General features: G+C 62.7%; 19 protein-coding genes. 3 read left to right on the top strand and 16 right to left on the bottom strand.

Annotated features, from left to right (window positions below; all coding sequences use genetic code 11):
- Nucleotides 1-6: 6 nt before the first annotated feature.
- From ACR65N_RS07110 to ACR65N_RS07085, 6 genes are all read right to left on the bottom strand, one after another.
- On the bottom strand, nt 7-705 hold the full coding sequence (locus ACR65N_RS07110; protein WP_440456375.1) for an ABC transporter ATP-binding protein: 699 nt from the start codon (nt 703-705) through the stop codon (nt 7-9).
- Nucleotides 702-1,448: an ABC transporter ATP-binding protein gene (locus ACR65N_RS07105; RefSeq protein WP_440456374.1), complete on the bottom strand. Its 747-nt coding sequence runs from the start codon at nt 1,446-1,448 to the stop codon at nt 702-704. The genes ACR65N_RS07110 and ACR65N_RS07105 overlap by 4 nt, the downstream gene beginning before the upstream one ends.
- A complete protein-coding gene (locus ACR65N_RS07100; protein WP_440456373.1) occupies nt 1,445-2,455 on the bottom strand; it encodes a branched-chain amino acid ABC transporter permease in 1,011 nt (336 codons plus the stop codon). Before ACR65N_RS07100 ends, ACR65N_RS07105 begins: the two co-directional genes overlap by 4 nt.
- A complete protein-coding gene (locus tag ACR65N_RS07095) occupies nt 2,452-3,312 on the bottom strand; it encodes a branched-chain amino acid ABC transporter permease (protein ID WP_440456372.1) in 861 nt (286 codons plus the stop codon). Before ACR65N_RS07095 ends, ACR65N_RS07100 begins: the two co-directional genes overlap by 4 nt.
- A gap of 61 nt (nt 3,313-3,373) precedes the next feature.
- Nucleotides 3,374-4,543, bottom strand: coding sequence for an ABC transporter substrate-binding protein (locus tag ACR65N_RS07090; RefSeq protein ID WP_440456371.1), 1,170 nt, complete (start codon nt 4,541-4,543; stop codon nt 3,374-3,376).
- 226 nt (nt 4,544-4,769) lie between these two features.
- Nucleotides 4,770-6,548 (bottom strand): thiamine pyrophosphate-requiring protein, encoded by a 1,779-nt coding sequence (locus ACR65N_RS07085; RefSeq protein WP_440456370.1) that lies wholly within the window; start codon nt 6,546-6,548, stop codon nt 4,770-4,772.
- A 196-nt stretch (nt 6,549-6,744) separates the two neighbouring features.
- On the opposite strand from ACR65N_RS07085, the gene ACR65N_RS07080 reads away from it, so the two are divergent.
- Nucleotides 6,745-7,644, top strand: coding sequence for an NAD(P)-dependent oxidoreductase (locus ACR65N_RS07080; RefSeq protein ID WP_440456369.1), 900 nt, complete (start codon nt 6,745-6,747; stop codon nt 7,642-7,644).
- Between the two features lie 51 nt (nt 7,645-7,695).
- Here the strand turns inward: ACR65N_RS07080 and ACR65N_RS07075 are convergent, their stop codons facing one another.
- From ACR65N_RS07075 to ACR65N_RS07035, 9 genes are all read right to left on the bottom strand, one after another.
- On the bottom strand, nt 7,696-7,926 hold the full coding sequence (locus tag ACR65N_RS07075; RefSeq protein ID WP_430306800.1) for a hypothetical protein: 231 nt from the start codon (nt 7,924-7,926) through the stop codon (nt 7,696-7,698).
- A 105-nt stretch (nt 7,927-8,031) separates the two neighbouring features.
- On the bottom strand, nt 8,032-8,232 hold the full coding sequence (locus ACR65N_RS07070; protein WP_440456368.1) for a hypothetical protein: 201 nt from the start codon (nt 8,230-8,232) through the stop codon (nt 8,032-8,034).
- A gap of 77 nt (nt 8,233-8,309) precedes the next feature.
- Complete coding sequence (locus tag ACR65N_RS07065; protein WP_440456367.1) at nt 8,310-8,489, bottom strand: DUF3606 domain-containing protein; 180 nt, start codon at nt 8,487-8,489, stop codon at nt 8,310-8,312.
- 62 nt (nt 8,490-8,551) lie between these two features.
- Nucleotides 8,552-9,706, bottom strand: a complete 1,155-nt coding sequence (locus ACR65N_RS07060; RefSeq protein ID WP_440456366.1) for a mandelate racemase/muconate lactonizing enzyme family protein — start codon at nt 9,704-9,706, stop codon at nt 8,552-8,554.
- A 25-nt stretch (nt 9,707-9,731) separates the two neighbouring features.
- On the bottom strand, nt 9,732-10,940 hold the full coding sequence (gene manD, locus ACR65N_RS07055) for a D-mannonate dehydratase ManD (protein ID WP_440456365.1): 1,209 nt from the start codon (nt 10,938-10,940) through the stop codon (nt 9,732-9,734).
- Between the two features lie 4 nt (nt 10,941-10,944).
- Complete coding sequence (locus tag ACR65N_RS07050; RefSeq protein WP_440456364.1) at nt 10,945-12,642, bottom strand: ABC transporter ATP-binding protein; 1,698 nt, start codon at nt 12,640-12,642, stop codon at nt 10,945-10,947.
- Entirely contained in the window at nt 12,642-13,790 is a 1,149-nt protein-coding gene (locus ACR65N_RS07045; protein ID WP_440456363.1) for an ABC transporter permease, read from the bottom strand. The genes ACR65N_RS07050 and ACR65N_RS07045 overlap by 1 nt, the downstream gene beginning before the upstream one ends.
- Nucleotides 13,787-14,773, bottom strand: a complete 987-nt coding sequence (locus ACR65N_RS07040; protein WP_440456362.1) for an ABC transporter permease — start codon at nt 14,771-14,773, stop codon at nt 13,787-13,789. The genes ACR65N_RS07045 and ACR65N_RS07040 overlap by 4 nt, the downstream gene beginning before the upstream one ends.
- 70 nt (nt 14,774-14,843) lie before the next feature.
- Nucleotides 14,844-16,781 (bottom strand): ABC transporter substrate-binding protein, encoded by a 1,938-nt coding sequence (locus ACR65N_RS07035; RefSeq protein ID WP_440456361.1) that lies wholly within the window; start codon nt 16,779-16,781, stop codon nt 14,844-14,846.
- A 165-nt stretch (nt 16,782-16,946) separates the two neighbouring features.
- On the opposite strand from ACR65N_RS07035, the gene ACR65N_RS07030 reads away from it, so the two are divergent.
- Nucleotides 16,947-17,630 (top strand): GntR family transcriptional regulator, encoded by a 684-nt coding sequence (locus ACR65N_RS07030; RefSeq protein ID WP_440456360.1) that lies wholly within the window; start codon nt 16,947-16,949, stop codon nt 17,628-17,630.
- Nucleotides 17,631-17,644: 14 nt separating this feature from the next.
- On the opposite strand, the gene ACR65N_RS07025 is transcribed toward ACR65N_RS07030, so the two are convergent.
- Entirely contained in the window at nt 17,645-18,370 is a 726-nt protein-coding gene (locus ACR65N_RS07025; RefSeq protein WP_430306790.1) for an EAL domain-containing protein, read from the bottom strand.
- Nucleotides 18,371-19,039: 669 nt separating this feature from the next.
- Here ACR65N_RS07025 and ACR65N_RS07020 point away from each other — a divergent pair.
- The gene (locus tag ACR65N_RS07020) at nt 19,040-20,464 is read left to right on the top strand and encodes a TolC family protein (protein WP_440456359.1); all 1,425 of its coding nucleotides are present in this window, start codon (nt 19,040-19,042) and stop codon (nt 20,462-20,464) included.
- Nucleotides 20,465-20,753: the final 289 nt, after the last annotated feature.

The following is a 20,753-nucleotide window of genomic DNA, read 5'->3' as shown; positions in this document are numbered from 1 at the left end:
CAAGGTTCAGACCGCAAGAAGGCTTTCGAGTTCTTCCGGATGCGCCAGCAGCGTCTCGGACTGCTCGCGCAAGACGACGGCGCCGCGGTTCAGCACCACCGCCTCGTCCGTTAGCGGTAAAACCTTGCGGGCTTTCTGCTCGACGATGATGGCCGACAGTCCTTCCTCGGTGACGACGCGCCGCAGCACCGCGAGCAGTTCGTCGACGATGATCGGCGCCAGTCCCTCCAGTGGCTCGTCGAGAAGCAGAAGGCGGGGATTAAGCATCAGCGCCCTGCCGACTGCCAGCATCTGCTGCTCGCCGCCGGATAGCTGATTGCCGAGATTGCGCCTGCGCTCGCCAAGTCTTGGAAACATCGAGTAGATCGAGGCAAGATCCCACCGTCCCGGGCGCGCGGCAACCGTCAGGTTCTCCTCCACCGACAGGGAGCGGAAGATGTTGCGCTCCTGCGGCACCCAGCCGATGCCGGCTGCAGCCCTATGCTCCGCGCGCAAGTCCGTGATGTCGCGGTCCTCAAGGAAAATCCGCCCCTGATGGTGGGTGGTGACGCCGACGATGGTGTTGATCAGCGTCGTCTTGCCGGCGCCATTGCGGCCTAGCAGCGCAAGCGACTGGCCGGCATCGAGCACAAGATCGACGTGATTGAGAACCTGTGCCTCGGCGTAGCCGGCAACCAGTTGATCCAGCCGCAACAGCGTGCTCATGCGGCATCTCCAAGATAGATCGCCCGCACCTGCTGATCACGGGAGATTTCGTCGACAGTTCCCTCCGCAAACAGCCGGCCCGCAGCGAGCACCGAAATGCGGTCGGCGAAGGAAAAGACGAGGTCCATGTCGTGCTCGATCAGCACGACGGTGACGTCGTCCGGAAGCGCGCGAACGATCCCCAGAACCTCGTGACGATCCTCCTCGGGCACGCCGGCCGCCGGTTCGTCGAGCAGCAGGACCTTCGGGTTCAGCGCCAGTGCCAGGGCGATCTCGAGCAGCCGCTGCTTGCCGTAGGGCAGGCTTCTTGTCGGCAGGCACATCCTGTCAGCGAGACGGAACCGCTCGAGCAGCGCTGCCGCCTCGTCGACCGCCTCCCGGCACCGAGACAGCGGCCGCCACATGCGGGCGCCCTCGCCGCGCCGCTCGGCAACTGCCATCGACACCGATTCCAGCGGCGTCAGATCGTCGAACAACTGGTTGATCTGGAAGGTCCTTGCGAGTCCGCGTTTGACGCGCCCGGACGGCGACGCGGCGGTGATATCTTCGCCATTGAGCAAAATGCGGCCGCCGCTTGGCGTGAGCGCTCCAGTCAGCAGGTTGATGATCGTCGTCTTGCCGGCGCCGTTCGGTCCGATCAGCGCGTGCCGGGCGCCGGTCCGGATGCTGAGCGAAACGTCGTTGGTGACCACCAACCCGCCAAAGCGCTTCATCAGCCCATGCGTCTCGAGCGCTGCGTTCATGCCTGCTCCCTTGCCAGTTCAGCTGCGCGGCTCGCGGGTCGCAAACGGCGAAACAGAAACCTGAGGTTCAGCCTGTCGCGGCCGATCAGGACGAGCCCGACGAGGATGAGGCCGATCCAGAACATCCAGTATTGCGGCGTGACAACCGAAAGCCAGGCCCGCAAGAGAGTGAAGACGACGGCGCCGACGATGCCGCCATAGAGATAGCCGACTCCACCGAGCACCAGAACCAGCAGCACGTCGGCGGAACGGTGGAAGGCCAGCACGTCCGGCGATACGAAGCTGGTCGTCTGCGCCAGCAATCCGCCCGCCATGCCCGCATAGAGGGCAGAGATGGTGTAGATCGCCACGATCCGCCGGTTTGCGCCGATGCCCAGCATCGCCGCGCGTCGCGGATTGCGCTTGATGGCCTTCAGCGACAGGCCGAACGGCGAGTGCACGAGCCGCCGCGCCGCCAGCATCAGCAGGAAAAGCACGCCGAGCGAATAGAGGTAGCCCGTACGTCCCCACAGATCGAACTCGAACAAACCAGCAATCGGATCGATGACGATGCCGCTCAGCCCATCGGCTCCCCCGGTCAGCCAGGCTGCCTGGTTCGCCGCCTCCGCCAGCAGCATGCTGACGCCGAAGGTCGTCATCAGCCGCGTAAGATCCGAGCCGCGCAGGACGAGGAAACTGGTGAGAAATCCGAGCACTCCCGCGAGCAAGCCGGCAGCGAGCAGTCCGGTCAGCGGCTCCGGGCTCACGTGAAGGGCATACAGGCCGGCGGCATAGGCGCCGACGCCGAAGAACGCCGCATGACCCAGCGACAGGATGCCGACGTAGCCGACGATCAGGTCGAGCGACACGGCAAACAGGGCGAGTATGGCAATCTCGCTGAGCAGGAGTTGCTGCGCGGGAAGCAGGAAGGCGACGCCGACGGACGCAATCCAGAAGCCGATCTCCAGCGGCTTCCAGCTGTTTCGGCGCCGGAAGAACGCCGCGGCGAGCGAAGAGGAGCTGCTCATCGGCCACCCTCCCGCGAAAACAGGCCGTGCGGACGCACGATCAGGAAGACGATCATCACCGCATAGATGATGAAGGCTCCGAGCGAGGGGATGTAATACTTGCCCGCGACATCGGCTATCCCCAGCAGCATGGCAGCGGCAAATGGCCCGGTAATCGACGAGGTGCCGCCGATCGTCACGACGATCATGAAGTAGATGAGGTATTTCAGCGGAAAGTTCGGGTCGAGGCCGAGAAGCTCGACACCCAGTGCGCCGCCGAGGCCCGCAAGCCCGGACCCGAGCGCGAAGGTCAGGACGAAGATCAGCGATACATTGATGCCGAGACCACGCGCGACGCGTCCGTCGTCCACGGCGGCACGAAGCTGGCTGCCGATGCGGGTTCGCGTCAGCGCCGTCTGCAAGGCCAGCGTCAGGAGTGCGCAGATGACGATGATGAACAGTCGGTAGCGTCCGATCCCGACGCCGAACAGCGTAAAGCGGCCGGACAGTTCCGGCGGCAGCGAGATCAGCTGCTGCTGGCCGCCCATGACATAGTCGACGCCGGCGACGGCCATGAACACGAGACCGATGGAAAACAGAACCTGGTCGAGATGCGGCGCCGCGTATAGTCGACGATAGAGCGTCACCTCAAGCAGCGCGCCCAGTGCCGCGGATGCCAGGAAGGCTGCCGGCAGGCACCAGTAGAAGGAGATGCCGTAGCGGTTCATCAGCACCACGGTGACGTAGCCGCCAGCCATGGCGAAGGCGCCGTGCGCCAGGTTGACGAAGTTCATCAGCCCCAGCGTCACGGCCAGGCCGCAGGCCAGGACGAACAGCAACATGCCGTAGGCGATGCCGTCGAAGAGGATGGTCAGCATGCTGCCTCCGGATGCCGGGAACGCCCGGCATCATCCTGTCGAACCGCAGGGCGGGCGCGCCTCACGGCGTGTTCGGGTCCCTGACCTTCGGGAAGGTGGCGAATTCGACATTGTAGAGTTCGCCGTCGACCTTCTTCACCTCGCGCATGTAGATGTCCTGAACGATGTCGCGCGTTTTCGGGTCGATGGTGATCGGGCCCCGTGGACTGATCCAGGACATGCCCTTCATCGCCTCGACCAGCTTCGTGCCGTCGGTGTCCCCCTCGGTCTTCTTCAGAGCCGCATAGGCGAGTGCCATGGCATCATAGCCGCCGACGGACATGAAGTTCGGCCGCATGTTGTTCGCGGCCTTGCGCACCTGGCCGACGAAGGCCTTGTTTTCCGGGCTGTCGTGGGCCGCGGAATAGAAGTGACCGGTGATCACGCCGAGCGCGGCATCGCCCATGCCGTTCAGCAGGTCGTCGTCGGTCACGTCACCGGTGGCGATGAGGCGGATCCCGGCCTCGCGCAGGCCACGCTCGACAAACTGCTTCATGAACAGCGAGCCGACGCCAGACGGCACGAAGACGAAGACAGCATCCGGCTTGGTGTCGCGCACGCGCTGGAGGAAGGGCGCGAAATCCGGATTCTGCAGCGGAACCCGGACCGCTCCAAGGATCTCGCCACCGTCCTTCTTGAACTGGTCGGTAAATCCCTTTTCGATATCGATGCCCGGCCCATAGTCGGATACCAGCGTCACGACCCGCTTCAGGCCATTCTGGGCCGCCCATGAGGCAACTGGCACGGCAGATTGCGGGCCTGCCATGCTGGTGCGCACGTAATAGTCCGATTTCGACATGATCGCCGATGTGGTCGCCGACGTGATGATCGCCGGCACCTTCGCCTGAGCAAGAACAGGCGCCACCGACAGCGCCAACGGCGTCAGTCCAAAGCCCATCAGCATCGAGGCGCCGTCCTTGACCACCAGCTCCTGGGCGATCCGCCGGGTCTGGTCGGCGGTCCCCGCATCATCGCGCAGAACGACCTCGACCGTCTTACCCGCAACCGTGTCGCCGTTGAGAGCCATGTATGCCCGGACCCCCGCCTCCACCTGCCGGCCGGTCGAGGCGAACGGTCCGGTCATCGGCAGGACGAGCCCGATCTTCACGGTATCTGCTGCATATGCGGTAGATGATAGCAGGCCGCACAGGGTTGCGCCCGCCATGAACATCCGTCTGGATAACGATGCCATGTATACTCCTCCCTCGGTTCATGCAGGAAGGCCGGCACACTCCCATATGCCAAGAACGCCCATCCCCTGAACTTTCGCCGCGACACCCAAGTCTCCTCCTCAGGTCGCACCGATGAATGTATACAGGAAAACTTTGAAGAACAAGATGTGGCCGGCGCCGCACCGGGAGGGGTTACGGACGGTCAACACACTGACGCGTTTGAATGGATCGACGCAGCGGCCGCTTTTATGCACGACGAATTGCGCTGAGGATCTGCCGGACCGTCCCTTTGATTATCCCTGCCTCGTGCGGATCCCCTTTCAGCAGCGCCTCGCTCATCGATTTCATCTGCTTGAACGTAATGTGCGGCGGCAGCGCCGGAACTTCAGGATCGGTCTTCACCTCCAGCAGCACCGGACGCGTTTTTGTGAGCGCACTCTCCCAGGCGTTGCCCAATTGCTCCGGATCATCGACGAAGATCCCGCGCAGCCCGATCAGTTCGGCGAACTTGTGATAGGGCACGTCGGGGATCTGCTGCGATGCGTTGAATTTCGGGTCGCCCTCGATGATCCGCTGCTCCCACGTCACCTGGTTCAGGTCCTCATTGTTGAAGACGCAGATCACAAAGCGCGGATCCTGCCATTGGTGCCAATACTTGGCGACGGTGATCAGCTCTGCCATGTTGTTCATCTGCATGGCGCCGTCACCCACCAGCCCAATAATCGGCCGATCCGGATGCGCGAACTTGGCCGCGATGGCATAGGGCACCGCCGCACCCATCGAAGCCAAGCCGCCGGACAGCGAACCCATCATGCCGCGCCGCATACGCACGTCGCGTGCATACCAGTTGGCGCAGGATCCGGAATCGCTGGTGATGATGGCGCGGTCCGGCAGACGTGGAGAAAGCTCCCAGGTCACCCGCTGCGGGTTGACTGGATTGGCAGCTGCCATGGCGCGCTTTTCCAGCAGCGTCCACCAGTCGGCGACCTTTGCCTCGATCTTGCCGCGCCACTTGCCATCCTTCTGGCGAAGACGCGGCAAAAGCGCCTTCAGCGTCTCGGAGGCATCGCCGACGAGATTGACGTCCATGGGGTAGCGCAGCGACAGCATCGACGGCTTGAGGTCGATCTGCACCGCTTTCGCCTGGTCTTCGGCCGGCAGGAATTCGGAATAGGGAAAGCCCGAGCCGATCATCAGCAGCGTGTCGCAGTCGCGCATCAGGTCCCACGACGGTTCCGTTCCCAGGAGGCCGATCGAGCCCGTCACCCAGGGCAGATCGTCGGGCAGCGCCGCCTTGCCGAGCAGCGCCTTCGCGGCACCCGCCTGCAGCCGGTCAGCAACGGCGATGACTTCGTCGCAGGCACCGAGCGCACCCGCGCCGACGAGGATGGCGACGCGTTCGCCGGCGTTGAGGATCTCTGCCGCAGCGTCGAGGTCGGCTTCGCACGGAAGGCATCGCGGCGCCCGGTAGCCGACGCCGGAATGGATGGTGCCATGCTCTCGCGGCGGCTCTTCATAGGGCATCTCCTGCAGATCGTTGGGCAGGATGATCGCGGTCACTGTCCGGTTGGCAAGCGCGATCCGCACGGCGCGGTCGACCAGATGACGCACCTGCGCCGGATGGGACGCCTGCTGAACGAAGTCGCCGGCGACATCCTTGAACACTGAAAGCAGATCGAGCTCCTGCTGATAATGTCCACCGAGAGCGGTCCGGGCCTGCTGGCCGACGATGGCCAGTACCGGCTGATGGTCGAGCCTTGCGTCGTAGAGGCCGGTAATGAGATGCGAGGCTCCGGGCCCTGACGTGGCGATGCAGACGCCGATTTCGCCGGTGAACTTCGCGTGGGCCGCCGCCATGAAGGCCGCCATCTCCTCGTGGCGCGTCTGGATGAACGCGATCTTTTCGTCCGCACGATTGAGCGCACCGAAGACGCCGTTGATGCCATCGCCCGGATAGCCGAACAGGCGGCGCACGCCCCAAGCATGCAAACGGCTGACGAGAAAATCACCTACTGTCCTGGACATTCTGCACCTTCGATGGCTGGCTGCGGTCTTTCGCAAACCAGCCTGCGCGATCGATGTTCCGGCCTTGCGGCTTCTTGTGCAGTTGCGGTTCGTCCCGCCGAGCCGAGCATCGCCTGCAGCTAAAATTCGCTGCTTACTGCCCGCTCATCCCCATGGTCAGGCGCAGCCGCGGCAGCTAAGTTCGACCGGCTACAGCATGGGAGGATTGCAGTTGAGCAAGGAACGCATCGGATTTATCGGTCTCGGGCTGATGGGCCACGGCATGGCCAGGAACCTGGTCACCAAGGGCTGGCCGCTGACCGTCATGGCGCACCGCAACCGGGCGCCGGTGGAAAGCCTCGTCGCGCTGGGTGCGAGCGAGGTCTCGACGCCGGCGGAGATGGCGCGCCAGGTCGACGTGATCGTTCTCTGCGTCACCGGCTCGCCGGAAGTGCGCAGTATCCTCTCCGGGCCTGACGGGATCGCTGCCGCCGGACGCGAACTGCTGATCATCGACTGCTCCACCTCGGATCCGTCCGTGACGATGGAGCTTGCCCGGCAGTTGCAGCCGAACGGCATCACTCTTGCCGACGCGCCGCTCAGCCGGACGCCGGCGGATGCGCAAGCCGGTACGCTCGACGTGATGGCGGGAGGCGACGACGACGTCTTTTCACGGATGGAACCGATCCTTGGCGCCTTCGCCGGCCGCATCGTTCGTACCGGACCGGTCGGCACCGGCCACACGATGAAGCTGCTCAACAACTTCCTGTCGCTCGGCTATGCATCGCTTTATTCCGAAGCCTTGATGATCGCCGGTAAGACAGGACTTTCGCCACAGGCCTTCGACAATGTCATTCGCGGCGGCAGGATGGATTGCGCCTTCTACCAGACCTTCTCCAAGTGGTTCATCGACCACGATCCGAATGCCCACAAGTTCAGCATCCGCAACGCCTTCAAGGACCTCAGCTACCTGCAAAGCCTGGTAACGGCCGTCGGCGCGGCCAATCCGGTGGGGGCTGCCGTTCGCAACAGTTTCGGCCTCGCCGTCGGCCTCGGACATGCGGAAGACTACGTGCCGAAGATGGCCGACATCATCACCGATGCCAACAAAGGCTGACAGCAGACGCATCCGATCCGGCGGCACCGCATCACCGGTGCCGCGCGGCGATCAGAGCAGCGGCTGACGCTGCTTCCAGCTGCGATAGGGGCTCATGGCCTGACCGGGATAGCGATCTTCGATCGCCGTCTCGACAAGCGCAATCCGGGCAAAGACCTCGTCGCGCGCCTCGCCATCGACCGCCTCGCTGCGCTTTTCCAGCTCGCTCATGGTGAGGAAGACTTCATCCTCGGTCATGGCTTCGAGAGCGGTGGCGAAATCCTGGATCGGGAGGTCTTTCATCGGTCATCCTGACAATGATGCTGGGCGGGCGGTTCGGGAGCCTTATGATCAGCTCCCGTCGCCCATCAACCAGGCGGCGGGCGAAACGGTTCCGGACGTCGAAAGCTATCGACGCGCTCGACGCGCCGAAACGCTGACCAGCACCGCCGTGGAGAGCAGAATGCTCGACACCAGCGTTGCGACCGCCAGAAGGCCGCCACTGGTGATCTCGGCCTTGGCGGAAAAGCTCACCCGTTTCGACAACGTGACCGAGACTTCGGCGCGATGACGCTCCGCAGTCGCTGGAAAATCGACATCCTTCGACACGCTCACTCCGATCGACGCTGGATGAAACAAATGCGCGAGGCCGCCTTGGCCGGCGGCGGACGCGTATCAGGTCATTTTCAATCGGCTCTGTCGAGTCGATCCTCGACCTTCTTCCGGCTGTTGCCAACCTCATGAACGGCCTGCTTCACCTCCGCGCGCGAGACGTCCTGTTTTTCCGCCTCATAGCGGACCTCATGGTCCTGCCCGGCCGCGACGCGGGCTCTATCCTGATTGCGGCCTCGGTTGCTCTCTGCCATTCTCGGATACCTCCTTGGTTTGCGCTCGCATAACGTCCACAGGACTCCGAGGTTCCGGCCGTCTACCAGTTGGTGACGGACCCGTCGCGACGCTTCAGGTGCGGTGCTTCCCAGAACTCGAACTCCTGGCGCGACAGCAGTTCCTCGTTCACCTCGATGCCGAGGCCGGGCGCATCGGAAACCGGATAGAAGGCGCCTTCCAGCTTCGGCTGGACCGGGAAGAAGTCGGAGTTGTCGAAGCCGAGATGGGTTTCCGCCGGGCTGCTGCGGGTTTCGAGCCAGGAGAAATTCGGCACCGCCGCGCAGAAATGCACGGTTGCCGCCGTGCAGACCGGACCGAGCGGATTGTGCGGCATCATGTCGACATAGTGCGTCTCGCTCCACGCCGCGACCTTCATGCTCTCCGTCAGCCCGCCGACATTGCAGACGTCGAGACGGTTGAACTGGTGGATGTCGCGCTCGATGTAGGGCTGGAACTGCCACTTCGAGGCAAATTCCTCGCCGATCGCAAACGGGATATCCGTCATCCGCCGCAGCGCCTCGTAGGCGCCGGGGCTTTCGTCGCGGATCGGCTCCTCGAGAAAATCGAGTGTTCCCTTCGGCATCTTCTGGCAGAAGCTGGCGGCTTCCGCCACCGTCAGGCGATGGTGGTAGTCGATGCCCAACACGACCTCGTCGCCCAGCGCCTCGCGCGCCTTCACCAGCCACTTGGCGGTCGTCGCGATATGCTCGCGCGGCTCGTAGAGCTCCTTTTCCTCGTGGCCGGCTGGCGAAAGCCTCATGGCCGTCCAGCCATGCTCCACCAGCATCTGCGCCTGCTCGATCATCTCGGGGCCGGGTGCTGCAAAGGTCGTAGCAAAGGTCGGGATGCGATCCCGCTGCTTGCCGCCCAGCAGGTCGTAGACCGGCACGCCGAGCGCCTTGCCCTTGATGTCGTGCAGCGCGATATCGATGGCAGAAATCGCCGCCTGCAGCACCCGGCCGCCCTCGAAATACTGGCTGCGGTACATCTCCTGCCAGAGCGCACCGATCTTGAACGGATCGCGGCCTTTGAGGAATTGGGCATAGTGCTCGAGCGCGCCGGCAACCGCCTTCTCGCGTCCCGACAGGCCGCTCTCGCCCCAACCGAAAATGCCGTCGTCTGTCTCGACCTTGACCAGCAGCTGGTTGCGGATGCCGACCTTGACGGCATAGGTCTTGATGGCGGTAATCTTCATGGCTTCGTTTCCCCTCCCCGCTTTGTCACCAGTGCCACAGCGTCCCGTCTTCAAGACGGTTCACCGGCAGGTATGCGCGCTGGTAGGGATATTTCGCCGCCAGTTCCTCGTTGATGTCGACGCCGTGTCCGATCGCCTCGCCCGGATGCAGGTAGCCGTCCTTGAGGCTCCAGGCGCCGGGGAAGACCTCAAGGATCTCAGGGAGGTATCCGGAATATTCCTGGATGCCGAAATTCGGCACCCAGAGATCGAGATGCAGGTTGGCACCGAGGCAGATCGGCGACATGTCCATCGCCCCGTGGCAGGCGGTGCGGACATTGTAGACGGATGCGAAATCCATGATCCGCCGCAGCGCCGTGACGCCGCCGGCATGCACGCACGTGGTGCGGATGTAGTCGATCAGTTGTTCTTCCATCAAAAGGCGCGCGTCCCAGATGGTATTGAACACCTCGCCGACCGCAAGCGGCGTCGTGGTGTGCTTGCGGATCAGGCGGAACCCTTCCTGGTGCTCGGCGGCAACCGTATCCTCCAGCCAGAACAGCCGGGCAAATTCGAGATCCTTGCCGACCCGGGCCGCCTCGATCGGTGTCAGCCGGTGGTGGGCGTCGTGCAGCAGTTCGACGTCCCAGCCATGAGCCTCGCGGACCGCCTCGAACAGTTTGGGGATATGACGCATGTACTTTGAAGTCGACCAGACTTCCTCATGCGGAACCGCATCGTCTGCGGCATTGTTGGTGATCGACTTGGCGCCGGTGCCGTAGACGTCAGGCAGACCGGGAATGCCGACCTGGACGCGCACAGCCTTGTAACCCTCTCCGATCCGCTTGCCGACGGCGTCGACGGCTTCGGCGATCGTGGTGCCCTGCGCATGCGTGTAGCACAGCACCTTTTCGCGACTGGCACCGCCGAGCAACTGGTACAGCGGCATGTTGGCGGCCTTGGCCTTGATGTCCCAGAGCGCCGTATCAATGCCGGCAATCGCTGCCATCGTCACCGGTCCGCGACGCCAGTAGGCGCCCCGGTAGAAATACTGCCAGATGTCCTCGATGCGAGCAGGATCGCGACCGATCAGCAGCGGTGCGATATGCTCTTCCAGGTAAGCGACCACGGCCTTTTCGCGACCGTTCAGCGTCGCATCGCCGACCCCAGTGAGACCTTCATCGGTAAAGATCTTGACCGTGACGAAGTTACGGCCGGGCGAGCAGACGATGACCTTTACATCGGTGATTTTCATCAGATTATCCGTTTACTGGAACAGTGGGCGCGACATACCGGAAACGATTCTGGATACGGCGGTCGCGGGGATCGGGATGCGGAATGGCCGAGAGAAGGGCCTTCGTGTAGTCGTGGGTCGGACGGTTGACGACCTGATCGGTGTCGCCGGCTTCGACGATGCGGCCGCTATACATGACGGCGACGCGGTCGCACATGTAGCGGATGACCGACATGTCGTGGCTGATGAACACGTAGGAGAGGCCGAGCTCGTCCTGCAGCTTCATCATCAGATCGAGCACCTGCGAGCGCAGCGACACGTCGAGAGCTGACGTCGCCTCGTCGGCGACAATCAGCCTCGGCTTGACCGAGATGGCGCGGGCAATGCCGATGCGTTGCCGCTGGCCGCCCGAAAACGCATGCGGATAGCGTTCGCGCCAGGCGGGCTCCAGTCCCACCTGCTGCATCAGTTCGGCCACCCGATCATCGAGCTCCTTGCCGCGCATGCCGCCAAGTTTCAGCGGCTCGGCGATGATCTGCCCGACGGTCTTGCGCGGACTGAGCGAGCCGACCGGATCCTGGAAGATCATCCGGATCTCGCGGCGCAATTCCTTCAACTGCGGCTTGTCGGCGGCTCGAAGGTCGATCGTGCTGCCGTCCGCGCGGCGATAGTTGATCTCGCCGGCTTGCGGGTCGTAGATACGCAGGAGGCAGCGTCCCATCGTTGTCTTGCCGGAACCGCTTTCGCCGACCACGCCGAGCGTCTCGCCGGGCCTGACGATCAGCGATATGTCGTCGACCGCCTTCAGCCCGGATGGAAAGCTCAGCGACATGTTGCGCACTTCAAGCAGCGGTGCTGCGTCGTCAGCAATCTCGGCGCGCTTCAGGCGGATCTCCGCCTTGCGTTCCAGCCGGACAACGGAGCCGATCAGCCGCTTGGTGTAATCGTCCTTCGGCGCGTGGAACACATCGTCGACGGACCCGTGCTCCATGACCTTGCCGCGATACATGACGAGCACCTCGTCGGCGATTTCCGCCACCACACCCATGTCGTGGGTAATGAACAGCACCGCCATGCCGTGGCTCTGCTGCAGCCGCTTGATGAGGTCGAGGATCTCGGCCTGCGTCGTGACGTCGAGCGCCGTCGTCGGCTCGTCGGCGATCAGCACCTGCGGGTTGCAGGCCAGCGCCATGGCGATCATCACCCGCTGGCGCATGCCGCCGGAAAACTCGAAGGTGTAGCGGTCGATGGCTGTCTCGGGCCGTGGGATCTCCACCTGGCGCAACAGGTCCAGCACGCGTTCGCGGCGCTCGGCCTTCGGTGTGCCGAAATGGATGCGCAGCGATTCACCGATCTGCTCTCCGATCCGGTGCACTGGCGACAGCGAACTCATCGGCTCCTGGAAGATCATCGCGATCTCGCGGCCACGCACGTTGCGGATCTCTTCGCCGCGTGGATTGAGCTTGGCGAGGTCGACCTGACTGCCGTCCTGTCGGGTCAACAGGATCGAGCCGCCCTCGATCTTGCCAGGCCTGTCGACGATCTGCAGGATCGAGCGGGCGGTCACCGACTTGCCGGAACCGCTTTCGCCGACGACGCACAAGGTCTTGCCGCGCTGCAGTTCGAAGGAGACGCCGTCGACCGCCTTGAACACCCCGGTGCGGGTCTTGAAGTAGGTCCTGAGGTCGTCGACCTTGAGAATGGTGTCGTTGGTCATGCTCATCAGACGGACTCATACGGGTCAGCGGCGTCGCGCAGTCCGTCGCCAAGGAAGTTGAGGGAAAGAACCGCGATGACGATAGCGGCCGCCGGCGTGAACAGCAGCCACGGCGCCTGCGCCACGGCACGGATGTTCTGCGCCTCCTGCAGGAGCACGCCCCAGGAGATGATCGGCGGCTGCAGTCCGATGCCGAGGAAGGACAGTGCAGTTTCGGCAAGGATCATCGTCGGGATGGCAAGCGTCACGGTGGCGATGATGTGGCTCATGAACGACGGCACCAGATGGTGGAAGATGATGCCGATTTCGCTCATGCCGTCGAGCCGGGCGGCAGTGACAAAATCCTCGTCGCGCAACGAAAGGAACTTGCCGCGCACCTCGCGCGCCAGACTGGTCCAGCCGAGAAGCGAGACGATGAGCGTGATGACGAAATAGGTCCTGAGCGGCGGCCAGCCGACCGGGATGGCGGCAGCCAGGCCCATCCACAAGGGGATCGTCGGGATCGACCGCAGCAGTTCGATGATGCGCTGGATCACCATGTCGACCCAGCCGCCGAAGAAGCCGGAAATGCCGCCGATGGCAACGCCAAGGACGAGGCTCATCAGCACGCCGACGAGGCCGATGGAAAGCGAGATGCGCGCGCCGTGGACGACGCGGGAGAAGATGTCGCGACCGAGCCGGTCGGCCCCCATGACGTAGAGGCTGTCGCCCGGCTTCGCATTGACGAGACCGAACAGCTTGGTCTCCATCGGAATGAAGCCGAGCATGTTGTAGGGCGCTGCCGGCACGAAGAACCCGACAGCCAACGGCTTTGCCGGATCCGCCTCGAACTCGCGCCGCATGCTTTCCTTGTTGAGCGTCATCTTCAGCTGATCGACATGCGGCATGAAGGCGCCGTCATGCATCAGCGAGAGCCCCTGCGGCGGCGCATAGGTGAACCGGGCATTGGTGGCGTTGGGATCAAGCGGCGCGATGAAATCGGCGAAGGCTGCGATCAGGTACATGCAGCAGATCACCAGAAGGCTGACCAGGGCAATCTTGTGCTTCTTGAACTTCAGCCAGAACAGCCGCCACTGGCCGGCCACCGCGATGTTCTTGTCGCGCAGGTCGAGCTCTGCCTCTGTCTCGGGGGGAAGATGGGTGATGTCGGTCATGTCAGTCTAATCCGCGGATCGGTCATGGCCAGCAGGATGTCGGAGATCAGCGTGCCGATGATGGTGAGGACGGAAATCAGGAGGATCAGCGAGCCGGCGAGATACATGTCCTGCGCCAGCAGCGCCCGCAGCAGCAGCGGACCGGTGGTCGGCAGGCTCATTACGACCGAGACGATGATCTCGCCCGAGATGACCGCCGGCAGGATCCAGCCGAGCGTAGAAATCAACGGATTGAGCGCAAGCCGCACCGGATAGCGAATGAGCAGCTCGAATTCGGACATGCCCTTGGCCCTGGCGGTGGTGACATAGGGCTTCGACAGCTCGTCCAGCAGGTTGGCGCGCATGATGCGCACCAGCGCGGCCAGAGATCCGAGCCCGATGACGATCACCGGGAGCCAGACATGGTTTGCCAGATCGAGCAGCTTGCCGAAGCTCCAGCCGGCATCGACGTATTGAGGCGAGAAAAGCCCGCCGACGCTCTGCCCAAAATAGACGGACATCACGTACATCGCCGACAGCGCCATCAGGAAGTCGGGCACTGCCAGGAAGAAGAAGGCAAGGAAGGTCACGACATAATCGGAGATCGAATACTGGCGCACTGCCGAGATGATGCCGATCGGGATGGCGACCGCCCAAACGAAGCAGAGCGTCAGCAGCGACAGCATCAGCGAGAAGCCGAGACGGCTCCAGATCAGTTCGGTCACCGGCTTGCCGAGTTCGAACGAGATGCCGAAATCGCCGTGCAGCAGAATGCCGGCCATCCACTTGTAGTACTGGAAATACATCGGCTGATCGAGGCCATAGCGCTCGCGCATGGCGGCAACGGTTCCGGCCTCGACGGCGCCGCCCTGGCTCGCCCAGTCCGCCATCAGCGTCGTCAGGTAGTCGCCCGGCGGCAGCTGGATGATGATGAAGGCGATGATCGATACGGCAAACAGTGTCGGAATGGCGAACACCAGCCGCTTGGCGATATAGCGAAGCATGTCAATGACCGTTGATTTTCACGGGGGAGCCTGGCCGGAAGCGCTGACGCCTCCGGCCCCGGTATGCGGCCTACTTGGCCTTGTCGAAATACCACTGCGACAGCGTCGGAGCGGGGTGCCAGAGGTTGCCGGTGATCGGAATGCCGTCGACGACGTTCTTCAGGTTTTTCGACACCATCATGTATTTCGGCATCGGCCGGGAAATGCCGATATTGAGGAAGTTCTCGGCCGACAGGGTCAGGAACTCCTTCATCTTGGCCTTGCGGTCTTCGTCGCTGACGGATGCATTGACCTTGTCATAGGCCGCCATCAGCGCCTTGATGTTTTCCGGCGGCTCCTCGCCGGTCGCCGGATTGGCGTACCATTCGGCCCAGCGCACGGCAAAGAAGATGTCGGCCTTCTGGAACGGCATGTAGCAACGCGGATCGGTGTAGACTTCAGACAGGCCGCCGACGCAGTTCCAGATATAGGCGTCCTGCTCGTTGGCGCTCCACATGGTGTTCAGGCGGGCGCGGTCGGTGGTGCGGATCTGGATGTCGATGCCGACGTCCTTGGCATATTGCTGCACCATCTGCATGACGTCCGGATAGGACAGGCCGAATACATCGGCGACCATGAAGTTGATGGTGAAGCGCTTGCCGGTCTCGTCGAGACGGAAGCCTTCGCCGTCCTTTTTCGGCATCAGCTTGTCGAGCTCGGCATTGGCAGCGGCCGGATCGTACTCCGTATACTGCGTCGCCTCCTTCTCGTTGAACAGCTCGTGCTCCGGCTGCACGGCAACCTGCGCCGGCGCGCCCTGGCCGACATAAACGAGATCGATGATCTCCTGCCGGTTGATCGCCTTGCTGAGGCCGATGCGGAAATCCTTGTTCTGGAAGATCTTCCGCTTCACCGGGTCATTGGAATTGAGGTTGAGCAGGATGACCGCGTCATTGGCCGGCAGGTCCTTCACGTCGACGAAGCGGTAGTTGCCGCTTTCCTGGCCGTCGAAGAGGACAGACTTGAAGGTGGAATTGTTGATGTGGCGGAAGGCGAAATCGAACTCGCCAGACGTCATCTTCAGCGCCATCAGCTGCGGATCGTCAAGCTTTGCCCAGGTGACGTTGTCGATGTAGGGCAGCTGGTTGCCAGCAGAATCCACCTTCCAGTAGAAGGGATTGCGCTTGGCAGCGACCCGCTCGCCGTCGGCATAGGGCACCGTCAGGATCCACGGATTGAGGGTCGGCAGCTCCAGGTTCTGCCAATAGGCGGGCTGGAAGGTCAGCGAGATCTTCGAGTTGAACAGCGACACCCAGTCGCTCACGGCCGGATTGGCCTTCAGAAGAGCGGGGATGCCGTCCTTGTTGTACTTCTCGTGGAACTGGCTGAGATAATGCTTCGGGTAGATGACCGGCAGGTGGCCCTGACCGTAGGCGAGCTGCTGCAGGAACAAACCGTAAGGCGCGTCGAACTTGAACTCGACCGTCTGCTGGTCAACCTTGCGCACCTTCACCGGCTTGCCGGCGACCGTAAACGTCGGGTTCTTGGCCGGCGACAGCGCCGGGTTCATGAACACGTCCTCATACCAGAACATGATGTCGTCGACGGTGAACGGCTGGCCGTCGCTCCACTTCAGGCCCTTGCGCAGGGTGAAGGTGTAGGTCGTGGCATCGTCGGAGGCGGTGAAGCTCTCGGCCAGGGATGGTTCGACCTTGCTCCACTTTGGATCCCAGCGAACGAGAAGCTCGTTGGCGATGGTGCGGGTCAGGTTGTACTGATCGCCATTGGCGAGGATCGTCGTGCGCAGCGTGCCGCCGTACTTGCCGACGCCATCGACCATGGTTTCGACGAAGGGTTTCTCCGGCAGCCGTTCGGCGACAGCCGGCAGAGCGCCGGACTTGACCTGCTCTTCGAGCACCGGTGCCTGATGGTAGGTCTGGGCGAACGAGGCGCCGGCCAGACCGCAGATAAGAATTCCTGACAGGCCCGTCGACAGGACGAGACCGCGCAGCGTGCGCTTGTGACTCATGTAATTTCCTCCACTCCTCAGAGTGCCCGCTCCTCAGGCACCTCCAACGGTCTTGCCGTCCGGATGCACGGAAGCTTTCAGATCGTACATTATTTGTCAACAAGGGTGTGCGAAACGGATCAATTCGCACTTGGCAGCGCACCCACGCTTCGGCTAGAAAAGGCGATGAGCACGATTGTTCCATTGCTGCAGGCCGACGATACCGATCCGGGCGAAGCCTCGATCTACGAGCGCATCCGCGACGACATCATCCAGGGGCGGCTGGCTGCCAACGCGCGGCTGAAGGTGGCCGAGCTTGCCGAGCGGATGGGCACGTCGACCAACCCGGTGCGCGAGGCGCTGCAGCAGCTGCGCGGCGAAGGTTTCGTGGTGATGATGCCGAACCGCGGCGCGCGCGTGCGGCCGATCGACGATACGTTCGTACGGGACATTTTCGAGATCGAGGTACTCATCGAGCCGGCCCTGACCCGCTGGTTCGTCAGTCTGGCGACGAAGGCGGACCTGCAGGCGCTGGAAGAGGTACAGGCCGAGATCGAGGCGCTAAACTTTGCCGACCCTCAGAAGCATTCTCAGCTCGACATGACCTTCCACCGACTGATGTACGATCGGCACTACAACCGCCATGCGGTGGATCTATGGTGGCGTCATCGCGAAATCCTGTCGGCGATCAGCCGTCAGTTCCAGACCTCGATGAGTCGCCAGGCGAGCATTCTCGCCGAACACCGCGAACTCATCCGTTGCATTTCGAGACAGGATGCCGACGGTGCGGCAAGGATCATCGCCCAGCACGTCGAGGGTTCGGGCCGGCACATCATCGAACACATGCGCCTCAACCAGCGCCGGGGCTGAGGCCAGCCGAACCTTCAGCAGTCCGCGTCGCGTCTCGTCGGCGGCGTGACCAGGCCCGACCTCGCCGCATTGAAGACCGGGAAACGCTCGATCTGCGGACGCGCCAGCAGATAGCCCTGCATGAAGCCGATCCCGAGGCCTTGCAGCACTTCCACCTGCTCGACGGTCTCGACGCCTTCGGCGACAACAAGGATGTCCAACCGCGAGCAGCACTCGACGAGGCCATCGATGACCACCCGCCGCGCCTCGCAATAGCAGATGTCGCGGATCAGGCTGATGTCGATCTTGATGATGTCCGGCTTCATGCTGACCAGAGTCTGCAGCCCATTGTAACCTGCACCGAAATCATCGAGGGCAATCAGAACTCCCCTCTCCCGCATCGGCGCGACCAGCGCGCGGATAGCCTCGACATCCTCCATCACCGAGTTCTCCGTAAACTCGAAGATCAAGCGATCCGGAGACATGCCGAGCCGCTCGGCGAACTGGAAGGTCTGCTGAAGGCCATGATGCGGGTCGAGCACCGATGCCGGCGAAATGTTCAGGCTGACCGGGGTATGGTGGTCGTATGAGATCGCCAGTTGAAGCGCCCGCTCCCGGCACAATGCCTCGAAGACGAAGAGATCTTCGGCAGCCACCTTGGCGAACAGCGGCGCCGCCGTGTGCGTCTGCAGGTCTCGCGCGAGCGCTTCCTGAGCAAGGGTGGCGCCGGTAACGACGTCGATGATCGGCTGAAATGCCATCGTGAACTGCGGAAAACGCGCAAGATCCAGACCGGCGTGAAGATCCGCCGAAGCCGCCGGTTTCAACCTACCTGACGTAACCTTGTGAATCTCGTGCGACCGTCCGATCGAATATCGCGCACCCCTAACGCGCGAGTCTGACGAACCCTGTCTCATCGTTTACCTGCTCTCCATCGCGTCGCCGGCGCCCCGAAAATTGCGTCCCCGCAGCCAGCCTACGCGATTCGCTGCAACTCCTAATAGACTCATTATTGTTAGATTTTACTAATCTGACGAGCCTGCTCGATGTTGTATGGTTAAAGAATTTCATAACCGCAAGCGCCTGTATCTACTGCGATTGTTGAACAATCCTACCGCCGCGGCGGATGGATTCCTCCACCACATAAGCCTTCACCATGACACGCATGGGTGGATCCGCTGCAATCTTCCGTCGCCACCCTCACCCGATCTTCAGGATCGACTGCCCTGATGCCGCAACCCGACGCGCCGGTTGTAGCTGCGCGCGACCTTCGGCGTCGGAGGAGGCGCTCGTGCTACATGATGAATAAACCAGAAGGTTGCGTCGAATGCGAATCAAATATATTAGCCATCCCTGTTGTTGATAAGCGTCAGCCGTCCGTGTTTGCATAGGCCGGTGCCAGACCTCATTTTCTGGTTCAGGGAGCCTTCATGCAATCGACTGCCCGCTTGATCACTCTCGGCGTCCTGGCCATCGCGTGCTCGGCACAAGTCTCGTGCACCCAATCGACAGCCGAAGAGCCCTTCGCCGGCATCGTCCCCACTTCCGCCGCTGCTCCCCCCGCGATGAAGACTGCGGCGGGTGAGGCGCCGAAGAAGGTCACGGACGTCACGTCAGCCGTCCGGCAGGCAGTCAACTGGCACCCGAAGATTGCAGAAGCCGCAGCCCGCGCCGGCCAGCAACGCGAGGCGATCAACGAGGCGAAATCCGGCTATCTTCCCTCCGTTGGCGGAGGCATCGGGTTCGGAGCAGAAACCGGCGACAACCGAAGCTGGTCGCCGAAGTTCAATCTTTCCGCTTCGCAGATGGTCTACGACTTCGGCAAGGTGTCGAACCGGATCGACGCTCAGTCCGCCGTCTACGATGCCAGGCAGGCAGAGCTGCTGACGACCGTCGACGAGATCATCCGCGACGTTGTCATCAGCGCCGTCGAAATCCTGCGCAACGGCGAGCTTGCCCAGGTTGCAGAAGACCAGATCAACGACGTCCAGGCGATCGAAAGGCTGGTGGAGGCGCGTACGGATCGCGGCGCCAGCACGCGTTCGGATAAGCTGCAGGCAGAAGCACGCGTACAGGCCGCACAGTCGACCGCGCTTGAGCTGTCCGCCCAGAAACAACGCTGGCAGTCGATGCTGGCGACGGTGACCGGTTCGACCGTGCCGCCACAAATCGGCCGATCGCTGCCGAAGCCGGTAAGCCGGGCGTGCGGCTCGGCTGCACCGATCTGGGACAATGTGCCGGCGGTGATAGCCGCGAGGTCGCGGATGACGGAAGCCGAGGCACGGCTGAGGCTCGCCCGCTCCGAAGTCCTGCCGACCGTTGCGCTCGAAGCATCGAGCCAATTCGACATCCTCGACGGCAACAGCGATCCGGATTACCTAGTTGGCCTGCGGCTGCGCGGCGACCTCTACAACGGCGGCGCCTTCAAGGCACAGCAGAATGCCGCACGGCTCGGCGCTCAGGCCGCGGCATCCGCCACCGCTGCCGCAACCTACGACGTACAGAGGATATGGCTCCAGTCTTCCACGCAGGTCAGGAGCCTCGAGGCATTGCAGAAGTCGCTTTCCTCGCGCGAAGTCATGATGCGTGAAACCCGCGATCTCTACCAGAAGCAGTTCCTCGATCTCGGAACCCGGACGCTTCTCGATGTGCTGAATGCCGATCAGGAACTTCACGTCGCACGGTTCGACGAGATCAATACCCGCTACGACCTCTACAAGCTCAATGTGGAATGCGCCTATGCTGCCGGACGGCTGCGCGAGCTATTCGGCCTCACTTCTGCATCGCAGCAGGTGGTTGCATCCGATCGCGCTTCGATCAGCACGGCATCCCGCGTCGCGGCAACGCGCGATTGAGCCGTAGCCCCGTCCGATATGGCGTCTCAGTCTGACACGCCAGATGGCACAGCAGCCGCCCTGATCATCCAGCGAGACTTCAATCTTTCGGCGCGCGTTTTCGCACACGCGTCATCGATCCATTCTCACCGGTTGCCGCCGTCGCCCGTCCAAACTTCCGAACATCGCATGAAATCAACCGGTTGTACCGGGTCACCCCGTCACTGTGTCAGCCTGCAACATGTAAGCCTTCAGTTGCAGAAAGCTATTTACAATTGATTTAGCAATCGTGCATATTAGGCATCCCTAA

This window comes from Rhizobium sp. SAFR-030 (genome assembly GCF_059415005.1).
Note: the sequence above shows the minus strand (reverse complement) of the source record. Positions and strands in the feature narration are given on the sequence as shown.

What these genes read in the sequence shown, in the direction of transcription:
- ACR65N_RS07020 (WP_440456359.1), top strand. Translation starts at nt 19,040, where the DNA reads ATGCAATCGACTGCCCGCTTGATCACTCTCGGCGTCCTGGCCATCGCG.
- ACR65N_RS07030 (WP_440456360.1), top strand. Translation starts at nt 16,947, where the DNA reads ATGAGCACGATTGTTCCATTGCTGCAGGCCGACGATACCGATCCGGGC.
- ACR65N_RS07060 (WP_440456366.1), bottom strand. Translation starts at nt 9,706, where the DNA reads ATGAAGATTACCGCCATCAAGACCTATGCCGTCAAGGTCGGCATCCGC.
- ACR65N_RS07025 (WP_430306790.1), bottom strand. Translation starts at nt 18,370, where the DNA reads ATGGCATTTCAGCCGATCATCGACGTCGTTACCGGCGCCACCCTTGCT.
- ACR65N_RS07100 (WP_440456373.1), bottom strand. Translation starts at nt 2,455, where the DNA reads ATGAGCAGCTCCTCTTCGCTCGCCGCGGCGTTCTTCCGGCGCCGAAAC.
- ACR65N_RS07065 (WP_440456367.1), bottom strand. Translation starts at nt 8,489, where the DNA reads ATGGCAGAGAGCAACCGAGGCCGCAATCAGGATAGAGCCCGCGTCGCG.
- ACR65N_RS07105 (WP_440456374.1), bottom strand. Translation starts at nt 1,448, where the DNA reads ATGAACGCAGCGCTCGAGACGCATGGGCTGATGAAGCGCTTTGGCGGG.
- ACR65N_RS07050 (WP_440456364.1), bottom strand. Translation starts at nt 12,642, where the DNA reads ATGAGCATGACCAACGACACCATTCTCAAGGTCGACGACCTCAGGACC.
- ACR65N_RS07085 (WP_440456370.1), bottom strand. Translation starts at nt 6,548, where the DNA reads ATGTCCAGGACAGTAGGTGATTTTCTCGTCAGCCGTTTGCATGCTTGG.
- ACR65N_RS07045 (WP_440456363.1), bottom strand. Translation starts at nt 13,790, where the DNA reads ATGACCGACATCACCCATCTTCCCCCCGAGACAGAGGCAGAGCTCGAC.
- manD (WP_440456365.1), bottom strand. Translation starts at nt 10,940, where the DNA reads ATGAAAATCACCGATGTAAAGGTCATCGTCTGCTCGCCCGGCCGTAAC.
- ACR65N_RS07075 (WP_430306800.1), bottom strand. Translation starts at nt 7,926, where the DNA reads ATGAAAGACCTCCCGATCCAGGATTTCGCCACCGCTCTCGAAGCCATG.
- ACR65N_RS07090 (WP_440456371.1), bottom strand. Translation starts at nt 4,543, where the DNA reads ATGGCATCGTTATCCAGACGGATGTTCATGGCGGGCGCAACCCTGTGC.
- ACR65N_RS07095 (WP_440456372.1), bottom strand. Translation starts at nt 3,312, where the DNA reads ATGCTGACCATCCTCTTCGACGGCATCGCCTACGGCATGTTGCTGTTC.
- ACR65N_RS07035 (WP_440456361.1), bottom strand. Translation starts at nt 16,781, where the DNA reads ATGAGTCACAAGCGCACGCTGCGCGGTCTCGTCCTGTCGACGGGCCTG.
- ACR65N_RS07040 (WP_440456362.1), bottom strand. Translation starts at nt 14,773, where the DNA reads ATGCTTCGCTATATCGCCAAGCGGCTGGTGTTCGCCATTCCGACACTG.
- ACR65N_RS07080 (WP_440456369.1), top strand. Translation starts at nt 6,745, where the DNA reads ATGGGAGGATTGCAGTTGAGCAAGGAACGCATCGGATTTATCGGTCTC.
- ACR65N_RS07110 (WP_440456375.1), bottom strand. Translation starts at nt 705, where the DNA reads ATGAGCACGCTGTTGCGGCTGGATCAACTGGTTGCCGGCTACGCCGAG.